The sequence below is a fragment of the Pseudanabaena sp. UWO311 genome, assembly GCF_006937785.1.
Lineage (GTDB): Bacteria > Cyanobacteriota > Cyanobacteriia > Pseudanabaenales > Pseudanabaenaceae > Pseudanabaena.
Genome location: NZ_SJEE01000002.1, coordinates 92,312 through 111,312, shown reverse-complemented (window position 1 = coordinate 111,312; position 19,001 = coordinate 92,312). Strand labels below are relative to the sequence as shown.

General features: G+C 43.0%; 16 protein-coding genes and 2 pseudogenes. 11 read left to right on the top strand and 7 right to left on the bottom strand.

What is annotated here, in order from left to right; all coding sequences use genetic code 11:
• The first annotated feature begins 233 nt into the window (after positions 1-233).
• Positions 234-1,199, top strand: coding sequence for a bifunctional riboflavin kinase/FAD synthetase (locus PseudUWO311_RS02270; protein ID WP_142653474.1), 966 nt, complete (start codon positions 234-236; stop codon positions 1,197-1,199).
• A 20-nt stretch (positions 1,200-1,219) separates the two neighbouring features.
• Here PseudUWO311_RS02270 and PseudUWO311_RS02265 read toward each other — a convergent pair whose 3' ends face one another.
• The 5 genes and pseudogenes from PseudUWO311_RS02265 to PseudUWO311_RS02240 all read right to left on the bottom strand — a co-directional run bounded on the left by PseudUWO311_RS02265 (position 1,220) and on the right by PseudUWO311_RS02240 (position 7,279).
• Positions 1,220-2,002: a PolC-type DNA polymerase III gene (locus tag PseudUWO311_RS02265; protein WP_142653473.1), complete on the bottom strand. Its 783-nt coding sequence runs from the start codon at positions 2,000-2,002 to the stop codon at positions 1,220-1,222.
• A gap of 204 nt (positions 2,003-2,206) precedes the next feature.
• A complete protein-coding gene (gene polA, locus PseudUWO311_RS02260) occupies positions 2,207-5,071 on the bottom strand; it encodes a DNA polymerase I (protein WP_142653472.1) in 2,865 nt (954 codons plus the stop codon).
• A gap of 141 nt (positions 5,072-5,212) precedes the next feature.
• A pseudogene (locus tag PseudUWO311_RS24795) lies at positions 5,213-5,389 on the bottom strand (DUF4351 domain-containing protein); the annotation flags it as partial.
• Positions 5,390-5,522: 133 nt separating this feature from the next.
• Positions 5,523-6,338 carry a sulfurtransferase gene (locus PseudUWO311_RS02245; RefSeq protein ID WP_142653471.1) on the bottom strand — a complete coding sequence of 272 codons (816 nt, stop codon included), beginning with the start codon at positions 6,336-6,338 and terminating at the stop codon, positions 5,523-5,525.
• 14 nt (positions 6,339-6,352) lie between these two features.
• Positions 6,353-7,279, bottom strand: a complete 927-nt coding sequence (locus PseudUWO311_RS02240; protein ID WP_142653470.1) for an NAD(P)H-dependent glycerol-3-phosphate dehydrogenase — start codon at positions 7,277-7,279, stop codon at positions 6,353-6,355.
• Between the two features lie 390 nt (positions 7,280-7,669).
• Between PseudUWO311_RS02240 and PseudUWO311_RS02235 the strand changes: the two genes are divergently transcribed.
• Positions 7,670-8,167, top strand: coding sequence for a bifunctional nuclease family protein (locus PseudUWO311_RS02235; RefSeq protein ID WP_142653469.1), 498 nt, complete (start codon positions 7,670-7,672; stop codon positions 8,165-8,167).
• 47 nt (positions 8,168-8,214) lie between these two features.
• On the opposite strand, the gene PseudUWO311_RS02230 is transcribed toward PseudUWO311_RS02235, so the two are convergent.
• Positions 8,215-9,369 (bottom strand): helix-turn-helix domain-containing protein, encoded by a 1,155-nt coding sequence (locus PseudUWO311_RS02230; protein ID WP_142653468.1) that lies wholly within the window; start codon positions 9,367-9,369, stop codon positions 8,215-8,217.
• 176 nt (positions 9,370-9,545) lie between these two features.
• A complete protein-coding gene (locus tag PseudUWO311_RS02225) occupies positions 9,546-10,277 on the bottom strand; it encodes a pseudouridine synthase (protein WP_142653467.1) in 732 nt (243 codons plus the stop codon).
• Between the two features lie 257 nt (positions 10,278-10,534).
• Between PseudUWO311_RS02225 and PseudUWO311_RS02220 the strand changes: the two genes are divergently transcribed.
• From PseudUWO311_RS02220 to PseudUWO311_RS02180, 9 genes and pseudogenes are all read left to right on the top strand, one after another.
• Entirely contained in the window at positions 10,535-11,143 is a 609-nt protein-coding gene (locus tag PseudUWO311_RS02220) for an anti-phage-associated DUF3780 domain-containing protein (protein ID WP_142653466.1), read from the top strand.
• 101 nt (positions 11,144-11,244) lie between these two features.
• Positions 11,245-12,015, top strand: a complete 771-nt coding sequence (locus PseudUWO311_RS02215; RefSeq protein WP_223807414.1) for a DUF4351 domain-containing protein — start codon at positions 11,245-11,247, stop codon at positions 12,013-12,015.
• Between the two features lie 7 nt (positions 12,016-12,022).
• Entirely contained in the window at positions 12,023-12,631 is a 609-nt protein-coding gene (locus tag PseudUWO311_RS02210) for a Uma2 family endonuclease (protein WP_142653465.1), read from the top strand.
• 78 nt (positions 12,632-12,709) lie between these two features.
• Positions 12,710-12,913: a hypothetical protein gene (locus PseudUWO311_RS02205; protein ID WP_142653675.1), complete on the top strand. Its 204-nt coding sequence runs from the start codon at positions 12,710-12,712 to the stop codon at positions 12,911-12,913.
• Positions 12,914-12,963: 50 nt separating this feature from the next.
• Positions 12,964-13,568 (top strand): annotated as a pseudogene (locus tag PseudUWO311_RS02200) (DUF1156 domain-containing protein); the annotation flags it as partial.
• A gap of 427 nt (positions 13,569-13,995) precedes the next feature.
• Complete coding sequence (locus PseudUWO311_RS02195) at positions 13,996-15,567, top strand: ferredoxin--nitrite reductase (RefSeq protein WP_142653464.1); 1,572 nt, start codon at positions 13,996-13,998, stop codon at positions 15,565-15,567.
• Between the two features lie 54 nt (positions 15,568-15,621).
• Positions 15,622-16,965 (top strand): CmpA/NrtA family ABC transporter substrate-binding protein, encoded by a 1,344-nt coding sequence (locus PseudUWO311_RS02190; RefSeq protein ID WP_142653463.1) that lies wholly within the window; start codon positions 15,622-15,624, stop codon positions 16,963-16,965.
• Between the two features lie 117 nt (positions 16,966-17,082).
• On the top strand, positions 17,083-18,012 hold the full coding sequence (gene ntrB, locus PseudUWO311_RS02185) for a nitrate ABC transporter permease (protein ID WP_142653462.1): 930 nt from the start codon (positions 17,083-17,085) through the stop codon (positions 18,010-18,012).
• Between the two features lie 72 nt (positions 18,013-18,084).
• Positions 18,085-18,921, top strand: a complete 837-nt coding sequence (locus tag PseudUWO311_RS02180) for an ABC transporter ATP-binding protein (protein ID WP_142653461.1) — start codon at positions 18,085-18,087, stop codon at positions 18,919-18,921.
• The last annotated feature ends 80 nt before the right edge of the window (positions 18,922-19,001 follow it).

Here is a 19,001-nt window from a genome sequence, read left to right as displayed (position 1 = left end):
GCCTATAAGCGATCGCGAAAATCTTAGCTTCCCAAAAGCAGCACTGGACAGTTAAAGCGTGATCGATGTATTTGCTTTTTCATTGGCATGAAAAAGCTATCAAAATTTATATTGGTTTGGGTTTGAGAGCAAAGCGCTCTATGTGTCGGCGCAAAGCGCCGACACATACGTGTAATTGTAATTACCTCGAATGACTAATATTTTTTTGTTTCTATTGTGTCAAAATGTTAAGCGTGAGAGTAATTTTTGACCCAACCCAAATTTCTCGTCCCACTGCGATCGCCCTTGGTAACTTTGATGGCGTACATGTGGGACACTGTCGCGTGATTGCGCCAATTTTGCCGATATCTTTGCGCAATCGCAACCCCAATTTAACCAGTACAGTCGTTTCCTTTTCCCCTCATCCCCAAGAATTTTTTAGCCAAAGAACGCGATCGCTACTTGCTCCCTTTGATGAAAAAGTAGCCTTGCTTAAATCTCTCGGTGTCGAGCAATTAGTCTTGCTACCCTTTGACGCTGAACTTGCCAAGCTAACTGCCGCCGAATTTATCCAGAAGATTTTAATTGACTCGCTCCAAGTCGAATTAATCAGCGTCGGCTTTGATTTTCACTTCGGACAGAAACGACAAGGCAATATTAGCGATCTGCAAAATATTTGGGGCGATCGCCTCACGGTCATTCCAGAGCAGACGATGAGTTTTGGCGATCTCGAGCAGCCACCCGTGCGCATAAGTAGCTCCAATATTCGGACAGCTTTAGCCCAAGGTGAAATTGATTTAGCTAATTCACTGCTTGGTCGTCCTTACAACCTTGTGGGCAGGGTAGTGCAGGGAAAGCAATTAGGGCGCACAATTGGTTTTCCAACTGCAAATTTAGAGCTTCCTACCCAAAAGTGTTTACCCCGTGATGGGGTTTACGCAATCCAAGCAATGATAAAGAATCCTGACGCAGCAACACAAGCCCCAGCGCAAGTATTAGGGGTGATGAATATTGGAATGCGTCCAACTGTGGATGGCGATCAGCGATCAGTCGAAGTACATTTATTTGACTGGCAAGGCGATCTCTACGATCAAGAACTAAGTGTAAACTTAATCAGATTTATTCGACCTGAACGGAAGTTTGATTCACTTGATGCTCTCAAAGCTCAAATTCAGTCCGATTGCCAGACCGCACGCAACTATAAGATCCTCACCCGATGACTATGTTATGGCGCAGGTACTTACCAAACTTGTAAGGGAGTAATTTTATTCGCTAAAGCTTCTATCTCTTTACGTTGATATAGATTGATCTGTCTACGGTTTGAAAATCGTGATTTGATTGTCGGATCTGCCAAAAGCTCTTCAACTTGACTGAGCGGAAGTTGCAAAATCACGGCTATATCCTCTCCAGATAGCCATTGCTGACCAAAGAGATTTAAGATCTCAACGTCCTTGGCATTGAGTAGTTGAGTCAATAGCTTTTCTAAAAGTAACCAACAAGCGATCGCATCGGATTCAGCTCGATGCGACTGTCCAACATTAAAGTCATAATGTTTGACTAACTTAGGCAGCGATCTCGATGGCAAGTGTGGCAATAAGAGTCTTGATAGCTTGACGGTGCAAAGTTGTTGAGGAGCAATAAATTCAGTACCTAGTCTTTGATATTCAGCTTTGAGAAAAGAATAGTCAAAGCCAATATTGTGAGCAACAAGAACGCCAGATTGGAGCATTGGCAAATATTTAGGCAGAATCTGATCGCTGCCATCAACATCAGCAACCATATGCTGCGAGATACCTGTAAATCTGACGATTTGTTCAGGTATCTGGATTTGAGGATTGATTAAGTCAGTAGATATTTGCCGAATTCCGTCTTTGAGCGTAGCTTGAAGAACAGAAATTTCGATAATGCGATCGCGATCACCCTTTCCTCCCGTTGTCTCTAAGTCCACTACCGTAAATACTTCCGTACTAATTTGGCGATAGTAGTTGAGGAGTTCTGTAGACAGATTGGCATTAATTTTCATTGATTCTAGTGGCTTAAAAGCTTCATGATATTTTGAAACGCTTTACAAGCGATCGCCTTCCACGCGATCGTTTATAACTTGTTAGATCTATTATTGAGTCTAATCCCTTCCAGTCTAAAAATAGCCACTAATTAGTGTCTTGGAAAGCAGTGTCTTAAATTTGTACTAAGCCTAAAGGAGAGTATACACCAATGAATAATTGATTTACTTTGCTTCCATCCAGTTCTTACCAGTATGAATATCTACTTCTAGCTTTACCGAAAGCTCCAAAGCTGATTCCATCGCTGCCTTGATTTTGGGTTGCAGTTCGGCAACTTCATCAGGTGGGACTTCAAATACAAGTTCATCATGGACTTGTAAAAGTAGATTCGCCTGATACTCAGACAACAGCTCATTCACCCGTAACATGGCAACCTTGATAATATCGGCACTGGTTCCTTGGATAGGCGCATTAACTGCCGATCGCAATAGCGCCGCCTTCTGATAGCCACCAATCTGACTGAGCCCGCGAAAATAGCGCCGCCTTCCTAATATAGTTTTTACAAAGCCATCACGTTCTGCCTCTACTTCGACACTTTGCATATAACTAGAAATCTTTTCGTAGCGCTGATTGAATTTATCAATAAACTGCTTGGCAACTTTTACAGGCACACCGATATCGCGGCTAAATTTCTGTGCTCCCATGCCATAAATCACGCCATAATTGATGATTTTTGCTAGACGACGCTCATCACTAGTTACTTCTTCTTTCTCTAATAGAAGTTGCGCCGTAACTGTATGTACATCTTCACCAGCATTAAAAGCTCTCATCAATTCAGGCTCTTGACTCAAGTGAGCAAGAATCCGCAGTTCAATTTGCGAATAATCCGCCGCCATTAATATCCAATCTTCTTTTGGTAAAAAGCCAGCTCTGATCCGCTTGCTAAAAGCAGTCCGAATCGGAATATTTTGTAAGTTAGGATTAGAACTACTCAATCGTCCAGTTGAAGCTACAGTTTGATTAAAATCGGTATGTACTCGCCCAGTTTTGGGTTGAATCAAAGAAGGCAAAGCGTCAACATAAGTAGATTTGAGTTTGGCAAGAGTGCGATTTTCTAAGATCGTGTCAATGAGTGGATGATCGCCTTCTAATTTATTAAGCACAGCAACATCAGTGGAATAGCCTGTAGCGCTCTTGCGCGATTTCTTGATAAATTTCTCACCTAATAATTCCAGTAAAATTTCGCTCAACTGCTTAGGTGAATTGAGATTAAATTCTTTGCCAGCTTGGGCATAAGCTGCGATCGCTAAAGCATCTAAATCTTTCTCTAATTCCAAGGAAAAAGCACTCAAAAATTCTCTGTCGATCCTAATCCCACGCCATTCCATCTCGGCAAGAATCGGCTCTAAAGCCATTTCCACATTTTGAAATAAATCCCAAAGCTCAGGTATTGCGGTTAGTTGTGCTTGCAAAATAGGCACAAGGTGATAGGTAAGATAGGTATCCATCCCGCAATATTGAGCAACCAATGGAATATCAACCTCTGCGATCGATTTGCGCTTACCGACTAGCGTTTTATAACTAACCGTGCGAATCTGGAGAAAGTCCATCGCCATATCATCGAGCTTATGACTTGCTTCTGGATCGATCACATAACTAGCAATCATTGTGTCAAATATCACGCCTGCTAGCTCAATCCCCGCTGCCTTAAACATCAAGCGATCAAACTTGGCATTCTGTAAATATTTAGGATGACTAACATCTTCAAGAATAGGTCGAAGAATCTCTCTAACTTCTTCCCATTTAAGATTGCATCCATCACTATGACTTAGCGGGATATAAGCAACCTCACTAATCGAGTCTCCCCAGCAACAACCAATTCCTACTAATTCAGCTTCAAAGGGATTTAGTGCCGAGGTTTCCGTATCCCAAGCCACAGGCTGTTTAGTGCTGCGAAGAGTTTCCACTAATTGCTCTAACTTCGCGATCGCATCAATAATCTGTACATCTAACTTTAACGACGCTGAAGCTGCGATCGCCTGATCTTTTTCCTGCTTAGCAAAGTCAAACCATAACTCCTCATCTTCGTTATTATCCTGATTTTGAGAGGAATCAGTATTTGTCTCTTTGCTCTTTGAGACAGGGGCTGAGATTGAAGGCTTCTTCTCAAAGTTGCCCGACAACTTGGCATGAATCTGATCGACTCTATTCACAAATGCCTTCAGCTCAAGCTCTTCTAATAAAGGAATTACCTCAGCAGTATCAAAACCTGTTAACTTACAATCTGAGATCGCCATCGGCAACGGTACATCCGTTTTGATCATCGCCATAAATTGCGAATGTTTAGCAGCTTCAATTCCTTGCTCTAGCTTCGTTTTAATTGCCCCCTTCATCTTCGGTATAGCCGCTAAAACGTTCTCTAAGCTACCATATTCCTCTATTAACTTAATCGCCGTTTTCTCACCAATACCCCGCACCCCAGGGATATTATCAGAAGCATCACCACAAAGCGCTTTATAGTCCACGACTTGTGTAGGTAAAACCCCTAAACGCTCTTTTACCTGATCAGCATGATATTCCACAATCTTATCTTTTTGTCCGATATTCAGCACCGAGATGCGTTTATCAATATCGATTAATTGAAACAAATCGCGATCGCCACTTAAAATCTTGACGGTGTAACCCTCGGCACTCGCCACCTGTGAGAGCGTTCCCAATACGTCATCTGCCTCAAAACCAGCTTGGGTAATTGCAGGCAGATTCATCGCTGCTAAAACTCTTTGTAAGTTCTGCATATCAGGAATAAAACTTTCAGGTGTTTCAGAACGATTTGCCTTATAAGTATCGTCAATCTCATGGCGAAATGTGGGTACGGCAAGATCAAAGGCGATCGCAACAGCCGCAGGTTTTTCGCGATCGAGCATTTCGATCAATGCTTTCAAGAAGCCAAAGCAAATACTTGTGGGGATTCCTGTCGAGGTGCGCAAGCCGCCTTCGGGATGTTTGCCAAAGGCATAAAAGGCTCGGAACGCGAGGGAGTGCCCGTCAACGAGTAAAAATGTGGAGTGAGTTTGTTCGCTTGAAGTCATGATGCTCGTTTTAAAGTTTTACCGATCGCTAGTCTTAGGTTAACCGATTGCTGATTATAGTGCGATCGGGGTAATTGGTTTAAGATACTTGTATCCCTCAGCATTAACTTTATATCGCGGTCTTCTAGATGAAATATGACACTATTTCTTCTTGCTAAACCAAAGCTCCAAATCTGCAAGACTCTGAAAATCCAAAATCGCTTCAGCAAGACTCTCTAAGCGAGGGATATGTAATCGCGTAATTCTTGTATGTAGCTTTGGTGGCAAAGTCCCAAACTTGTGGGTCAACAACCTTAAAACAATCGCAACTAAACCTTCCTTGCGACCCTCTTACCGACCTTCTAGACGACCTTCTTGCCGACCTTCTTGCCGACCTTCACGAAGAATTGCTTGATATGTCACAGACTCGCGCATGATATCTCTCCTCAAAATTTGCTTAATGATATTTTCTTTAGACTAAATACGAACACCAATCGCTCCAACTTCCCGCATAGAGTTTGCCAGTCTCAATTCCTGCTAATTTCAGCGATAGCAAATTTACACAAGCCGTTACACCTGAGCCGCAATAGACGATCGCCTCTTGAGCATTTTTTACTTCCTGCCAACGATCGCCTTGATTGTCAATTACAAAACCTTGCTCATTAGTAACTTCCATCCAAGGATAATTAACCGCACCTTCGATATGACCAGCGATCGGGTCGATGGGTTCGCGCTCACCCCGATAGCGATCGCCTTCTCGCGAATCAATTAGAACGACTTCTGGCAAATCTTTACGTGATTTCACAGTTTCAATATCAACAACCAAGTTAGTTTGCATGTTAGGGTCAAACTTCCCATCTCTAACTGATGGAACAGCAGAACTAGTTCCATAATTCTGGGCTTGCCATCCCGCAAAACCACCATCGAGAACTGCTACTCGCTCATGTCCCATATAGTGCAGTAACCACCAGAGTCTTGCAGCAAACCCCAAACGTGAGTCATCGTAGGCAACCACCATAGTTTTGCCTGAATTTACGCCTATTTGAGAAAGCTTTTCGGCAAGTTTATCTAAATCGGGCAGAGGATGTCTGCCACAATGCTTTTGAACAGGACTGGACAAATCAAGATTGAGATCAAGATAATAAGCACCTTCTATATGGTTCTCTTGATATTGTTTACGACCTAGTTCTATATCCATTAATGAAAATCGACAATCCACTACAACCACTTGTGGAGCGTGGAGATGTTCATGGAGCCAATTAGCAGAAACAACATGCAGATTATTCATAGTTTTGATTGTATTTAATTTTCTGGTTTAAGATCTCGTTCCATTAGTCCCTCAACTGCTTGTTGCAAATTGATTTCTCCTTTTAGCAAACGATAAACATAACGAGAGACTGGGACACTAATTTTTTCCAGATCGCTAATTTCCATTAATACATTAGCCGTATTTACACCTTCAGCCGTACCCTGCACATTAGCGATCGCCTCTTCAAGACTTTTACCCTGCGCGATCGCATAGCCAACTTGATAATTACGACTGAGATTGCTATTGCAAGTTGCCAATAGATCTCCTAAACCCGATAAGCCCCAGAAAGTTTCAGGTTGTGCCCCAAAGTAAACCCCAACACGAATAATTTCAATCAGAGATCGCGTAATTAAGGCAGATTTGGCATTTGTACCAAGATTTAATCCATCACAAGCACCAACGGCGATCGCAATTACATTTTTGAGCGTGCCACCCAATTCCACCCCGATAGGATCGAAATTTGTATAGACCCTGAAATTTCTGGATGCAAAAATATGTTGAATAAACTGGGCAGCGCTTTCATCGTTACTCGCTACCACGGTCGCCGCAGGTTGACCTGCCATAATTTCTTTAGAGAGATTTGGTCCAGATAAAACCACTAGAGGTTGATTGGGGAGTAGCGATCGCCAAATTTGTGATGGGGTTTGTCTAGTAATTGGCTCTAAGCCCTTAGTAGCACTAACTAAAACTGCATCTGGCAGTAACTTAGCTGTTTGTAATTGTTCCGCGATCGCTCGTACCCCTTTGATAGAGACTGCGGAAATGATGGCATCACTATTACTGACCATTTCTGCTAGGGATACTTGACTTTGGCGTGACCAGATTTGCACATGATGCTGATTGGTTTGGACTAGATTTGCTAGCGCCGATCCCCACGCACCAGATCCAACGATAGTCACATTTTTTAGGTCTGATTTCATGTTTTAGGGTAGTTGTTTTGATAGCAATTGCCATAATGCACAAATCTACAACGCTTTGTGCTCAAACCCGAACATAATAAATTTTTTGAAAGTCTTGCTTTGCAAGACTTTCAAAAAATTTATTATGTTCACTTGGTCGAAAATTGCTGTAGAGATACGCGTAGAGGAAAAAGCAATTATATTTATCTCTAGTAGAAGCCAAGCACTAGCAAAAACAGGACTAGAAGCCAGACTCCAGATCAAGACGGTGGTATAATAGCGTGCAAAAGCCTCTCTCGAACTAAAACCCTTGCTAGTTAGATATTGATCGTCTTTAATTATCAATATCACATCAAGAGCTTTGATTGATGAGGGGTACTTTCGCTCATTTCTTGAGGAAGGCTAGCAACAATGATCGAAATGAATGTGGCTGGGATTGCTATTGATGCTGTAAGCCGTAATCCTATCGTCCTACTACGAGACACTTTAGAACGCAGAGCTTTGCCGATCTGGATCGGTGAAACTGAAGCTAAAGCAATCATTGGGGCTTTAGATGGAAGACCTCTAGAGCGACCAATGACCCATGATCTCATGCTTAATTTTTTGGATGCATGGGGGATAACTGTTGAGAGGATTGTCGTTCATGCGCTCAAAAATAGTACTTTTTATGCCGTAATTACGGTTTCGCAGGGTGATATAAAAAAGGACATAGATGCGCGTCCTAGTGATGCGATCGCGATCGCGGTTCGGGCAAAATGTCCGATCTGGGTAATGGAAGAAGTAATTCTTGAAGCTTCAATTCCTGTGGATCAGGATGCTGATGAAGCGGAAAGAAGAGCATTTCGAGAATTTTTAGCAAAACTAACTCCAGAGGAATTAGTCAAGAAAAGCGGGCTTGAAAGTAACTAAGACAAAAATAAAGCGCCCACGTAGTGGGCGCTTTATTTTTGGGAGTTCTAGTTGCCAGAATTACTGTTAGACATCACCTCTACAAGTCCCCGTAGCTGTGAATCGTTGCCTCTAACATTACTATTATTGGCTTGGTTGTTGCCAAATTGCCTTTCCGCCACTTCGCCTTCCTTACCCAGCACTTTAATTGGTTGATTATTATAGCTAAGAGCCACCGACGAAGCATTACCTGCTCTAACGGAAATTTGGCGATCGCCTGACCAAGCTAACTTTTTCCCCTCATTGAGTACACCCTCAAACTCAGTCTGCCCATCAACAGTAATTCGCATCCAAGATTCACCTTGCATGACTATGCCAACGTTAACGGGCTTGTTGCCAACAAATTCAAAATTACTGTTGGCAAGCGTTGAACTATTGAGAGATGTATTGGTTGAAGGAAGACTACTGTTTACCAAACCCAAGAGCATATTGTTTAAATTAGAGTTTGCTTGCCCCAGATTAGCCTGAGACTTTGGTTTATTGAGAATATCTGCCGAAAGAGCTTGATTCTTTATTTCTATCGGTGAAGGAGCCACAGGATTTACCACAGCGACAGGGACTGATGCACCTGTCTGCCTCAAAACTGCTAGACCACCAATTTTTGGCAGCATGATTTCGGTAGGATCGATCACTTTGTTAGATTTTGCAGAACTTATCTGAGCTGCATCCCCAAAATTAGTTTGACTATCGTTAATTTTATTAGCATCAGGTGAATTCAGAAATGTTGCTAACAGACTAACTGCCCCCGCAATCACGACAACATACAGTGCATATAAATGTAAAGGTCGCAGTTCAGCCGCAGCACTGCCAGCCCACTTTTGCTCAGGCAAAACAGGATTTAGAGGAAAATCTTCCGAAAGATCTCCAACCCCCAAAGCATCGCCATACTTTCGGATAAATCCACGCACGTATACAGGCTCAGGCAATGAATCCATTTGACCATCTTCGATCGCACGCAAATAGCGCTCAGAAATTAATGTAGTTGCAGTTAGATGCGGAATTGACAATTCTTTATCTTCTCGAATTCGCTTAAATTGCGCTCCGATTTCTGCTAATTTCTCTGCTTGCTTCGAGGTTGTAATATTCACAATACTCACAGACATGTAGGAAGAGATTGGACTGACTGACTTCAAGTTGGCTTTCAGTCGAACTTGGACAACCACAAGTTCTATTTAGAGCGTCATTGGCGATTATAAGTAACCTGATGTAATTATATTACCTAACCTAAAGTAATATAACATTCTGCAAAGTTTTCTCAGTAAATTACTGCACTACACACTACATATCAACAGCTATATTACTTACTGTGTCTTGAGCTGAGGTGCAATGTAAATTCTTTTTAGATTGGACTTAATGTTTCGATTTCTTGATCGATTAGTAGTCGATATGCCCCGACCTTAAGAGTTTCAAGTGAAATAGTCGCGATCGCCACGCGATGTAATGATAAGACAGGATGACCTAACTGCTCGGCAACCCGACGAATTTGGCGGTTGCGCCCTTCAGACAAAACTATCTGCAATTGGGTACGTGGAGTTTGGTATTTACAGCGTTCAATTTGCCGAATATTTACAGATGCAGGAAGCGTAAGTTTGCCGTCAAGGATAACCCCATCTTGCCACTGTTTAATGATGCGATCGCTTGGTATATCTTTAACCCAAACCTCATAGGTCTTGGGAACATGGTGACGGGGATGCATTAGGTAATTCGCAAAATCTCCATTATTAGTCAAGATCAACGCTCCACTACTGTTATAGTCCAGCCGTCCGACTGGATAAACATGTCGATACTGTGATGGCAGAATGTCTAAAACGGTCTTTCTGCCTTGAGGATCATCACAGGTGCTCATTATGCCTATGGGCTTATTAAGTAATAGATAGACAAATTTTGGTGCATTGGTTTGGAGTAACTTGCCATCAACTTCAATGCGATCGCTTTCAGGATCGGCTTTTGCCCCTAGCTCCGTAATTGGTTTGCCATTTACACAAACTCGCCCTGCCAAAATTATCTGCTCAGAACCTCTTCGAGAAGCAATCCCATGTCTAGACAGAATTTTTTGGAGGCGATCGAGCATATATGAGTAAGGCTATCAGTTTAGATGATTAGTAGGTAGTCCTCAATTATCTCGATTATATGGTTGATGATAGGAGGCGAGTTGCACTTTCTATCAATATCTTGATAATTTAGGTATATTATCTGAACTGCCTAAATCGAAAATTCAGATATAGCAACAAAGTATGAAAACAGTCCGTGATGCTTGTCAGCTTCAATCCAATGCGCTATCAATTATACTTAGCGATCAAATCGAGCAGCTTGATGAATTAATTCAGGATGGGTAGTGTCGAGAAAGCAGCCCGTCAATTGTTTGCATCTACATCTTTTGGGGTGCATCTGTTTCAAGTTGAGATTCCTGCGACTCGTCTAGGCACAGTCACAATTACCGAGGACTATAGTTATCGTGGTTTAGAGGGTGGTAATCCTAGTTGTGAAGATCGCGTGATTTTACAACGTGCTGCTTGGTCGGCGATTGCGGATACAGCCCGTTGCGAGTTTAACGATCGCCTTAAGGCAGCCAAGTTATTAACGGGACGTTGGCATACAGGCACAAATCTAGTCGATCGGCTCTTGGGTAAGGAGTTATGTGTGCTTGCTTGGGCAGCCGAAACAGCCAATGAAGACCAGATTCCTGTGATTTGCAGTAAATGGGCGGCTTTGCGTCCCGAAGAAAGATGGTGGTTATTTACGATGACGGTGGCGGAGTCGGGCTTATCGGAAGATACGCAACGGGGTTGGCGACGCGCTTTATTTTATGCTTTGTCTGATGGTGAAAAGGTAACTAGTGGCGATCGCAAACGTCGTCGTCCTGTCGAGACAGATTTATTGAGTTTGCCTTTATTTATGGACAAGGGAGAATCTCATGGTGAAACCGCTAAACTATAAGAATGTCTTACGATAATCTCTGCAAAACCCTTATTGAATCTAATCCTCAGCCATTTTTATGATGGTTATTGGGTGAAACTTTTAGTGAAAATACTGAATCCGTGCAAGTTCTCAAAACGGAGTTATCGGTGGAGCCGATCCGTGCTGATTTTGTGAGTTTTTTGCAAGTGGGTTCGCAGATTTTACATATCGAGTTTCAGACGGTGGGCGATCGCGATATGCCTTTGCGAATGTTGGACTATTATGTGCGACTCTATCGCTTGCATCGTTGCCCTATCCAGCAAATCGTGATTTTCTTACAAGAGACGAATTCACCTTTGTTGAGGTTAGATCGTTTTGAGACAAATAGCACTTTACACTCTTACCGTGCAGTGAGGCTTTGGGAAGAAGATCCAACTCTGATGCTCAATGACGCGACTTTATTACCTTTTGCAGTCTTGGCGCGATCGCCTCAACCAGAGGAGATGTTAAGAACTATCGCTCAGAAAATCGAGCAAATCGAGTTGAGCAAAGAAAGGGCAAATATTGCTACTTACGCTTATATGTTGGGTGGGTTACGATATAGCAAGGAGATTTTGAGTCAATTGCTGAGAGAAGAAATCATGCGCGAGTCAGTAACTTATCAAGCTTTACTTGCAAAGGGTATTAAACAAGGTTTGCAGCAGGGTGAGCTAGATTTGGCTTTGCGACAGTTGCGGCGTAAGTTTGGGGAGTTGCCCGATCGCTTGGTCAAAAAAATTAAAGCTTTATCTCTGAAGCGCTTAGAGGCTTTTGGTGAGGCGTTGTTAGATTTTCAGAGTCTCGATGATGTGACGGTTTGGCTAAGCCCCAAAACACAAACTAAAAAATCAGCGCCTAAAGATATCGGTTAACAAGATTATGACGGCACAACTACTAGTACCCAGCTTATCGCCTAATCAGGAATTACCAAATCCAGATAAGCCCCATGTAATGCAATTTACGGTTGAGCAATTTCAACTGATGTATGAGCGCGGTGTGTTTGCCGATAGCGATCGCTATGAGTTAATTAATGGAGAAATTATCGCGATGTCACCAATTGGGATAAAACACGCAGTATGTGTAGGTCGGTTAACCAATAATCTGGTACTCAAGTTGGGGGCTAGAGTAACTGTCTGGGTGCAAAATCCTATCGATCTAGCCAACAAATCACAACCACAGCCAGATATCGCGGTTTTGAAATATCGAGATGATTTTTATGAATATGCTTTACCAACACCTGCGGATATTTTGTTAATCATTGAGGTTGCTGATAGCTCCCTTGAATACGATCGCGATGTCAAGACAAAGCTCTATGGTGTCGCAGGGATTCCGCAGATGTGGTTATTTGATGTCAATACAAAAACGATTATGGGTTTTTCGCAACCATCAGAGTTAGGCTATAAGCAAACTTGTCTTTATACTCAAGGCGATCGCCTCTCCATACTTGCCTTTGATGATGTGGTGTTTGAGTGGCAAGAATTATTTTGATTACGCTCTAGTGAAGATATTTTGATTTGGATAGGGCGGTATCATTTAGATATTATTCTACAAACGAACTGAATGGATATGCTAACAACGGTTTGGGCTACGGTTCGACAAGGCAAGATCGAGCTTTTGGAGTTAAAGCAACTACCTGAAGGGGCAAGGGTTCTAGTTACGTTGATGCTTGATGAGGATGCAGAATTTTGGCAGCAAGCAGGTAATGAGTCATTAAACGCCGTGTGGGATAACAATGATGATAATGTTTATGCTGAGTTGCTAAGCGCATGAATAAATATGACATTATTCTAGTGTGCTATTGGTTAGATTTGTAATTTGTGATGCCCATGCCTGAAATTGTCCCGTTTTCGCTAAAGGATGCGCCTGCGCTGATTGAGAGGTTGTTACCTGTGCAGAAGCTATCGGCGGGTATAAGGAACAGATGGCGAATATGGGTAAGACTTTGACGGCTTTGGGAAGTTATTGGAAGGGGCGGAAGCCTTTGATCTTGAATAAGGCTTGTATTTTGGGTTGTTTGTTGCCTGCGACGGCTGACAGTAAGCGGGATTTAGAGATTTTTGAGATGTTGATGGCGATGGATGGGGAGTCGTTGCAATATCGCTTGAAGCAGAAGAAGGATAAGACCAGTCGGGAATTGATAGAACGAGTTAATCATACGCCCTATAAGGAATTGGTACAGGCGGCTTCGCGACCAGAGGAATGTGCTGATGATTTATTTGGGCATATTTGGGATGAGGTAAACGCGCATTTGGGAACTAGGGCGGGTTCTTTTCCTGAGTTGGTGGAACAGTTGGGAATGATGCGGTTTGGGCATCGTCCGAGGTTGGCGGATACTTTTTGCGGATCGGGACAGATCCCGTTTGAGGCGGCGCGGTTGGGTTGTGATGTCTATGCTTCGGATCTGAATCCTGTGGCTTGTATGATGTAGTTGACCGACTATCTTTGCCTTGGGGAACAATTCAAAAATAGGGTTCAATCAAGTAAAAAAAGAGCATAAACCACTTGACTACCTTTTATACCAAAGCACAAAATGGCGTAGCCATTTTGTGCTTTTAAAACCCTTACTGGATTTGGGGTTTAATTCACAGAAGTGTTGCCACACTTTTGTAAATTGGTATTTAGATAAATGGGGATGCAAGTTTTCATGCAATAAATGCATTAGAGTTTTGCAATTATTAAATAAAGTTTAAAAATATGTAGTTTCTTATACGAATCGGGATCGAAACGTTAAGTAGTGTAAATCCTATACAAAGTCGAAATAGCGCTTGAGAACTGGAAATTTACAATTTCGTTAGATTTGGTGATTACTAAACATCTAGACATCTCAAGCATCAGCCAAGGATTAAGTAAGCATGGCAAATAAAATTGAAGACCTGAAGGCAGCAAAAGATGGTCTTGCTGTAAAAGCCGAAATCGCCCGATTCGCCGAAATTGGCTGGGAAGCGATCGATAACGACGATTTGCAACATCGCTTGAAATGGTTGGGCGTATTTTTTCGCAAAAGTACTCCTGGTCGCTTTATGGTACGGATGCGCATCCCCAATGGCTTGCTGAGTAGCGATCAGATGCGAGTATTAGCTTCTGTAGTTGAGAAGTGTGGTGAACATGGTGTTGCGGATATCACCACCCGACAAAATATTCAAATGCGCGGCATTCTCATTGAGGATGTCCCTGAAATGTTCGAGAAGTTTAGATCGGTTGGACTGACAAGTGTACAGTCCGCCATGGATAACATCCGTAATATTACAGGTTCACCTGTAGCTGGTATTGATGCTAATGAGCTTTACGATACTCGTGAGCTAGCTATTCAAGTACAAAACCTGCTTACGAATAATGGTGAAGGCAACTCAGATTTTACAAATTTACCTCGCAAATTTAACATCGCGATCGCAGGTTGTCGGGATAACTCGACCCATGCCGAAATCAATGATTTAGCGTTTGTACCAGCTTTTAACGAAGAGAATAAAGAAGTATTTGGATTTAATGTATTAGTTGGTGGATTTTTCTCGGCTAAGCGTATTGAGGCTGCAATTCCCTTAGATATTTGGGTTCCGCCTGAAGATGTGGTTGCGCTTTGTGAAGCATTACTAATAGTATTCCGAGACAATGGACTCCGAGAAAAGCGAGACAAAGCGCGTTTAATGTTTTTAATTGATGAGTGGGGAATTGAAAAATTCCGTGCTGAAGTGGAAAAGCAAATGGGTAAACCACTTGCTCCAGCCGCACTCAAAGATGAGATCGAATGGGAAAAGCGCGATCACATTGGGGTTCACAAACAAAAGCAAGCAGGAATGAACTATGTCGGGTTGCAAATTCCTGTCGGACGCATGTATGCCGCCGACATGTATGAATTTGCAAGGGTTGCAGACACTTATGGCAATAGCGATATGCGACTCACAGTTGAGCAGAATCTGCTCATTACTAATGTGAGCGATGAGCAAGTGCCATTGCTTCTGCAAGATCCCCTACTTCAGAAGTTCCCTGTCGATCCTGACAACCTCATGCGCGGTCTGGTTTCCTGTACTGGCAACCAGTTCTGTCCTGTAGCGATTGTGGAAACTAAAAATCGCTCCCTTGCACTCACCAAACAACTTGCCGAAGACTATATTCTTCCTAAAGTTGTGCGGATTCATTGGAGTGGTTGCCCTAATTCCTGCGCTCAGCCTCAAGTTGCCGATATTGGCTTTACGGGATGCAAAGCTCGTAAAGATGGCAAGGTTGTCGATGGTGTGGACATTTACATGGGTGGCACGGTGGGTAAAGATGCTCATCTTGGAACCTGTGTAATGGAAAAAGTGCCATGCGAGGACTTGCACGAAGTGGTCGGCAAGCTCCTAGTCGATCGCTTTGGGGCTATTCCCAAAGAGAATGCTGCAAACGCAGCGATCGCAACACCATCGGCAGAACTTATTTCTGTCGGCTAACCAATTACAAGTTCAATCTAATTCACTCAAATTCAGTTTATATTCAGGAAATCAATGAGTACATTCTCTCGTCGTAAGTTTTTGACCACCGCAGGACTTTCTACTGTTAGCGCGATCGCTTTAAATGCTTGTACAGGAGGCGGTGAAGCTCCTAAAACAACGGACGCTACTACAAAAGCAAGTCCTTCTGCAACTGCGACTTCCACGCCTAAAGTTAGTGCTGCCGACGCTCCAGAAACTACCAAAGCAAAACTTGGCTTTATTGCGCTGACTGACTCTGCGCCGCTGATCATCGCTAAAGAGAAAGGGCTATTCGAGAAATACGGCATGAAGGATGTCGAAGTGCTCAAGCAAGCTTCTTGGGGAACTACCCGTGACAATATCGTCCTTGGCTCTGAGGCGGGTGGTATTGATGGCGCTCACATTCTTTCTCCAATGCCTTACTTGATTGCTGAAGGCAAAATTACCAATGGCAACAAAGTGCCAATGTACATCTTGGCTAGGCTGAACACCAACGGTCAAGCGATGTCGATCGCGAATGAGTTTAAAGAGCTAAAAATCACTCTCAAGAGTGACACTCTCAAGGACAGCTTTGCCAAAATCAAGTCTGGAGGGAAAGAAGTCAAATGCGCTGTAACCTTCCCAGGTGGCAATCACGATCTTTGGATGCGTTATTGGCTAGCTGCAAATGGCATCGATCCTAACAACGATGTCAGCACGATCGTTGTGCCACCACCACAAATGGTTGCCAATATGAAAGCTGGCAACATGCAAGCCTTCTGTGTCGGCGAACCTTGGAATGCCCGTCTAGTTGCTCAAAACATTGGCTACACAGCATTTATTACTGGCGAATTCTGGAAAGATCATCCTGAAAAAGCATTCACAATGCGTGGTGATTGGGTTGATAAGAATCCTAAAGCGGCTAAAGCGATACTTGCAGCCGTTCTCGAAGCTCAAGTCTGGTGTGAGAAGGCTGAGAACAAAGAAGAGATGTGCAAAATCATTGGTGCTGACAAGTGGCTAAAAGTTCCTGCTGCTGAAATTTTGGGTAGACTCCAAGGTAAGGTTGACTACGGCGATGGCAGAACCCTTGACAATCCCGATCTAGCGATGAAGTTCTGGAAAGATAATGCTTCCTATCCATACAAGAGCCACGATCTTTGGTTTGTGACTGAAGATATGCGTTGGGGTTACTTTGATGCTGACACTGATTCCAAGAAGTTGGTAGATAAAGTTAACCGTGAAGATATCTGGAAAGAAGCTGCGAAGATGATTGGCAAAGAAGCTGATATTCCTAAGAGTACTTCTCGCGGTATCGAGACTTTCTTTGATGGAGTCAAGTTCGATCCTGAAAATCCAAGCGAGTACCTGAAGGGACTCAAGATCAAAAAAGCATAATATCGACTATCGACAAAAGGAGGCGTAAAGCGCATTCTTTGTAACCTAAGTAGGGGCAATTCATGAATTGCCCCTACTTACGTCAAATTAATCACTTCCAATTTAGGAGACAAAAAAATGGCAGCAGGCAGCATAACTTCTAAATTCACGCTTAACAACATAGGTGAATGGATACAACAGCAAGCAAAATATTTAATTCCGCCATTATTAGCGCTGGTCTTACTTTTATCGGCTTGGCAAGTACTATGTTCTGGAAAGAAACCACCATTACCACCACCTGCCAAAGTTTGGGAAGAAACTCAACCATACATTTGGCATCCATTCTTTGACCGCGAATATTACGATGTCAGCGCTAAGGAAAAAATTGATAGCCCAGCCCGCAAAGAACTCAAAGAAAAAGTAACGATCGAACAGGGATTGGGTGTTAAAACCATGATCAGCGTTCGGCGCGTGGCGATCGGTTATACGGCTTCCGCGATCGTGGGGATTGCACTAGGAATTGCGATCGGTACAAATACTTTTCTTTATCGAGCTTTTGATCCAATCTTTCAAGTTTTGCGAACTATTCCTCCTCTTGCATGGTTGCCGATCGCTTTAGCAGCGTTTAGTGGCATGAATGAATCCCTGCAAACAATTGGGCTAAACGTTAACGAAGCAGCTGGACTATTCGTGATTTTTGTAACTTCGATTTGGCCAATCCTAATGAATACGGCAGTGGGTGTTCAGCAGGTTCCTCAAGACTATCGCAACGTGTCAAGAGTGTTGCGTCTCGGCAAATTTGATTACTTCATCACAATCTTGATGCCCTCAGCAGCACCCTATATCTTCACTGGTTTACGCATCGCTGTTGGTTTATCTTGGCTGGCGATCGTTGCGGCGGAAATGTTGACCGCAGGTGGTGGCATCGGCTTCTTTATTTGGGATAGTTACAATAGTGGCAAACAGAGCGAACTAATTCTTGCACTGTTATATATCGGCTTAGTTGGTCTATTGCTTGACAAACTGGTTTACTACATTAGTAAATTTGCCGTCCAGTCGGATTCGTAAAATTCATCTTGTTGAACAAGGGGCTTAAGCCCCTTGTCTGTATAACATTCAATCAAACCTCGCTATAGCAATATGCAGACATTAGATCTTACTGATAACAACCAGAAAAAAAATCAAGACCCTTTTTTAGTAATTGATGGAGTTTCCAAAGTTTACCAAACTGCTAGAGGGCCCTATACCGTTCTCGAAAACGTGAACTTAACGGTATATGAAGGTGAATTTATTTGTGTGATCGGTCACTCTGGTTGCGGTAAATCGACATTGCTAAATATGGTGGCAGGTTTTAATAGACCAACCGCTGGAGAGATTTGCTTAAAGTCAAAACCAATCCTGCGTCCAGGTCCCGATCGCATGGTGGTATTCCAAAACTATTCGCTATTGCCTTGGATGACTGCCTTTGAGAATGTGTATCTTGCCGTAAAGCAAGTTTATACTGACAAGTCTAAAGAAGAAAAGACTAAGATTGCCAAAGATAGTCTCGCTTTAGTGGGCTTGACTGAAGCAATGAATAAAAGACCAAAAGAACTCTCTGGAGGAATGCGTCAAAGGGTATCGATCGCCCGTGCATTGTCAATTCGACCTGAAGTCCTGATCCTTGATGAACCCTTCGGTGCGTTGGATGTGATGACCCGCGAAGAGTTGCAAGAAGAACTACTATCTATTTGGCGAGCCAATCGAGTTACGGCGCTGATGATCACCCACGACATTGATGAAGCCTTATTCTTAGCCGATCGCATTGTTCTCATGAGCAACGGGCCTGCCGCCCATATCGCTGAAGTAGTTGATGTACCCTTCTCACGTCCGCGCGATCGCAAAGCAATTTCTGACGATCCTCGCTATTACACTCTTCGCAACTACATTCTTGAATTTCTCTATAGTCGTTTTGCCCTTGCTGATGAGGCTGACTAAATTACGAATTATCAATTACGAATTACGAATTATCAAGTTAATAGTTCATGATTCCTTAATTGCTAAATCGTAACGCTCAA

Bases quoted from the DNA above. Each gene is read 5' to 3' on its own strand.
- ntrB (WP_142653462.1), top strand. From the start codon at position 17,083: ATGGCAGCAGGCAGCATAACTTCTAAATTCACGCTTAACAACATAGGT.
- PseudUWO311_RS02205 (WP_142653675.1), top strand. From the start codon at position 12,710: ATGCTAACAACGGTTTGGGCTACGGTTCGACAAGGCAAGATCGAGCTT.
- PseudUWO311_RS02195 (WP_142653464.1), top strand. From the start codon at position 13,996: ATGGCAAATAAAATTGAAGACCTGAAGGCAGCAAAAGATGGTCTTGCT.
- PseudUWO311_RS02210 (WP_142653465.1), top strand. From the start codon at position 12,023: ATGACGGCACAACTACTAGTACCCAGCTTATCGCCTAATCAGGAATTA.
- PseudUWO311_RS02235 (WP_142653469.1), top strand. From the start codon at position 7,670: ATGATCGAAATGAATGTGGCTGGGATTGCTATTGATGCTGTAAGCCGT.
- PseudUWO311_RS02245 (WP_142653471.1), bottom strand. From the start codon at position 6,338: ATGAATAATCTGCATGTTGTTTCTGCTAATTGGCTCCATGAACATCTC.
- PseudUWO311_RS02180 (WP_142653461.1), top strand. From the start codon at position 18,085: ATGCAGACATTAGATCTTACTGATAACAACCAGAAAAAAAATCAAGAC.
- PseudUWO311_RS02240 (WP_142653470.1), bottom strand. From the start codon at position 7,279: ATGAAATCAGACCTAAAAAATGTGACTATCGTTGGATCTGGTGCGTGG.
- PseudUWO311_RS02220 (WP_142653466.1), top strand. From the start codon at position 10,535: ATGGGTAGTGTCGAGAAAGCAGCCCGTCAATTGTTTGCATCTACATCT.
- PseudUWO311_RS02225 (WP_142653467.1), bottom strand. From the start codon at position 10,277: ATGCTCGATCGCCTCCAAAAAATTCTGTCTAGACATGGGATTGCTTCT.
- PseudUWO311_RS02265 (WP_142653473.1), bottom strand. From the start codon at position 2,002: ATGAAAATTAATGCCAATCTGTCTACAGAACTCCTCAACTACTATCGC.
- PseudUWO311_RS02190 (WP_142653463.1), top strand. From the start codon at position 15,622: ATGAGTACATTCTCTCGTCGTAAGTTTTTGACCACCGCAGGACTTTCT.
- polA (WP_142653472.1), bottom strand. From the start codon at position 5,071: ATGACTTCAAGCGAACAAACTCACTCCACATTTTTACTCGTTGACGGG.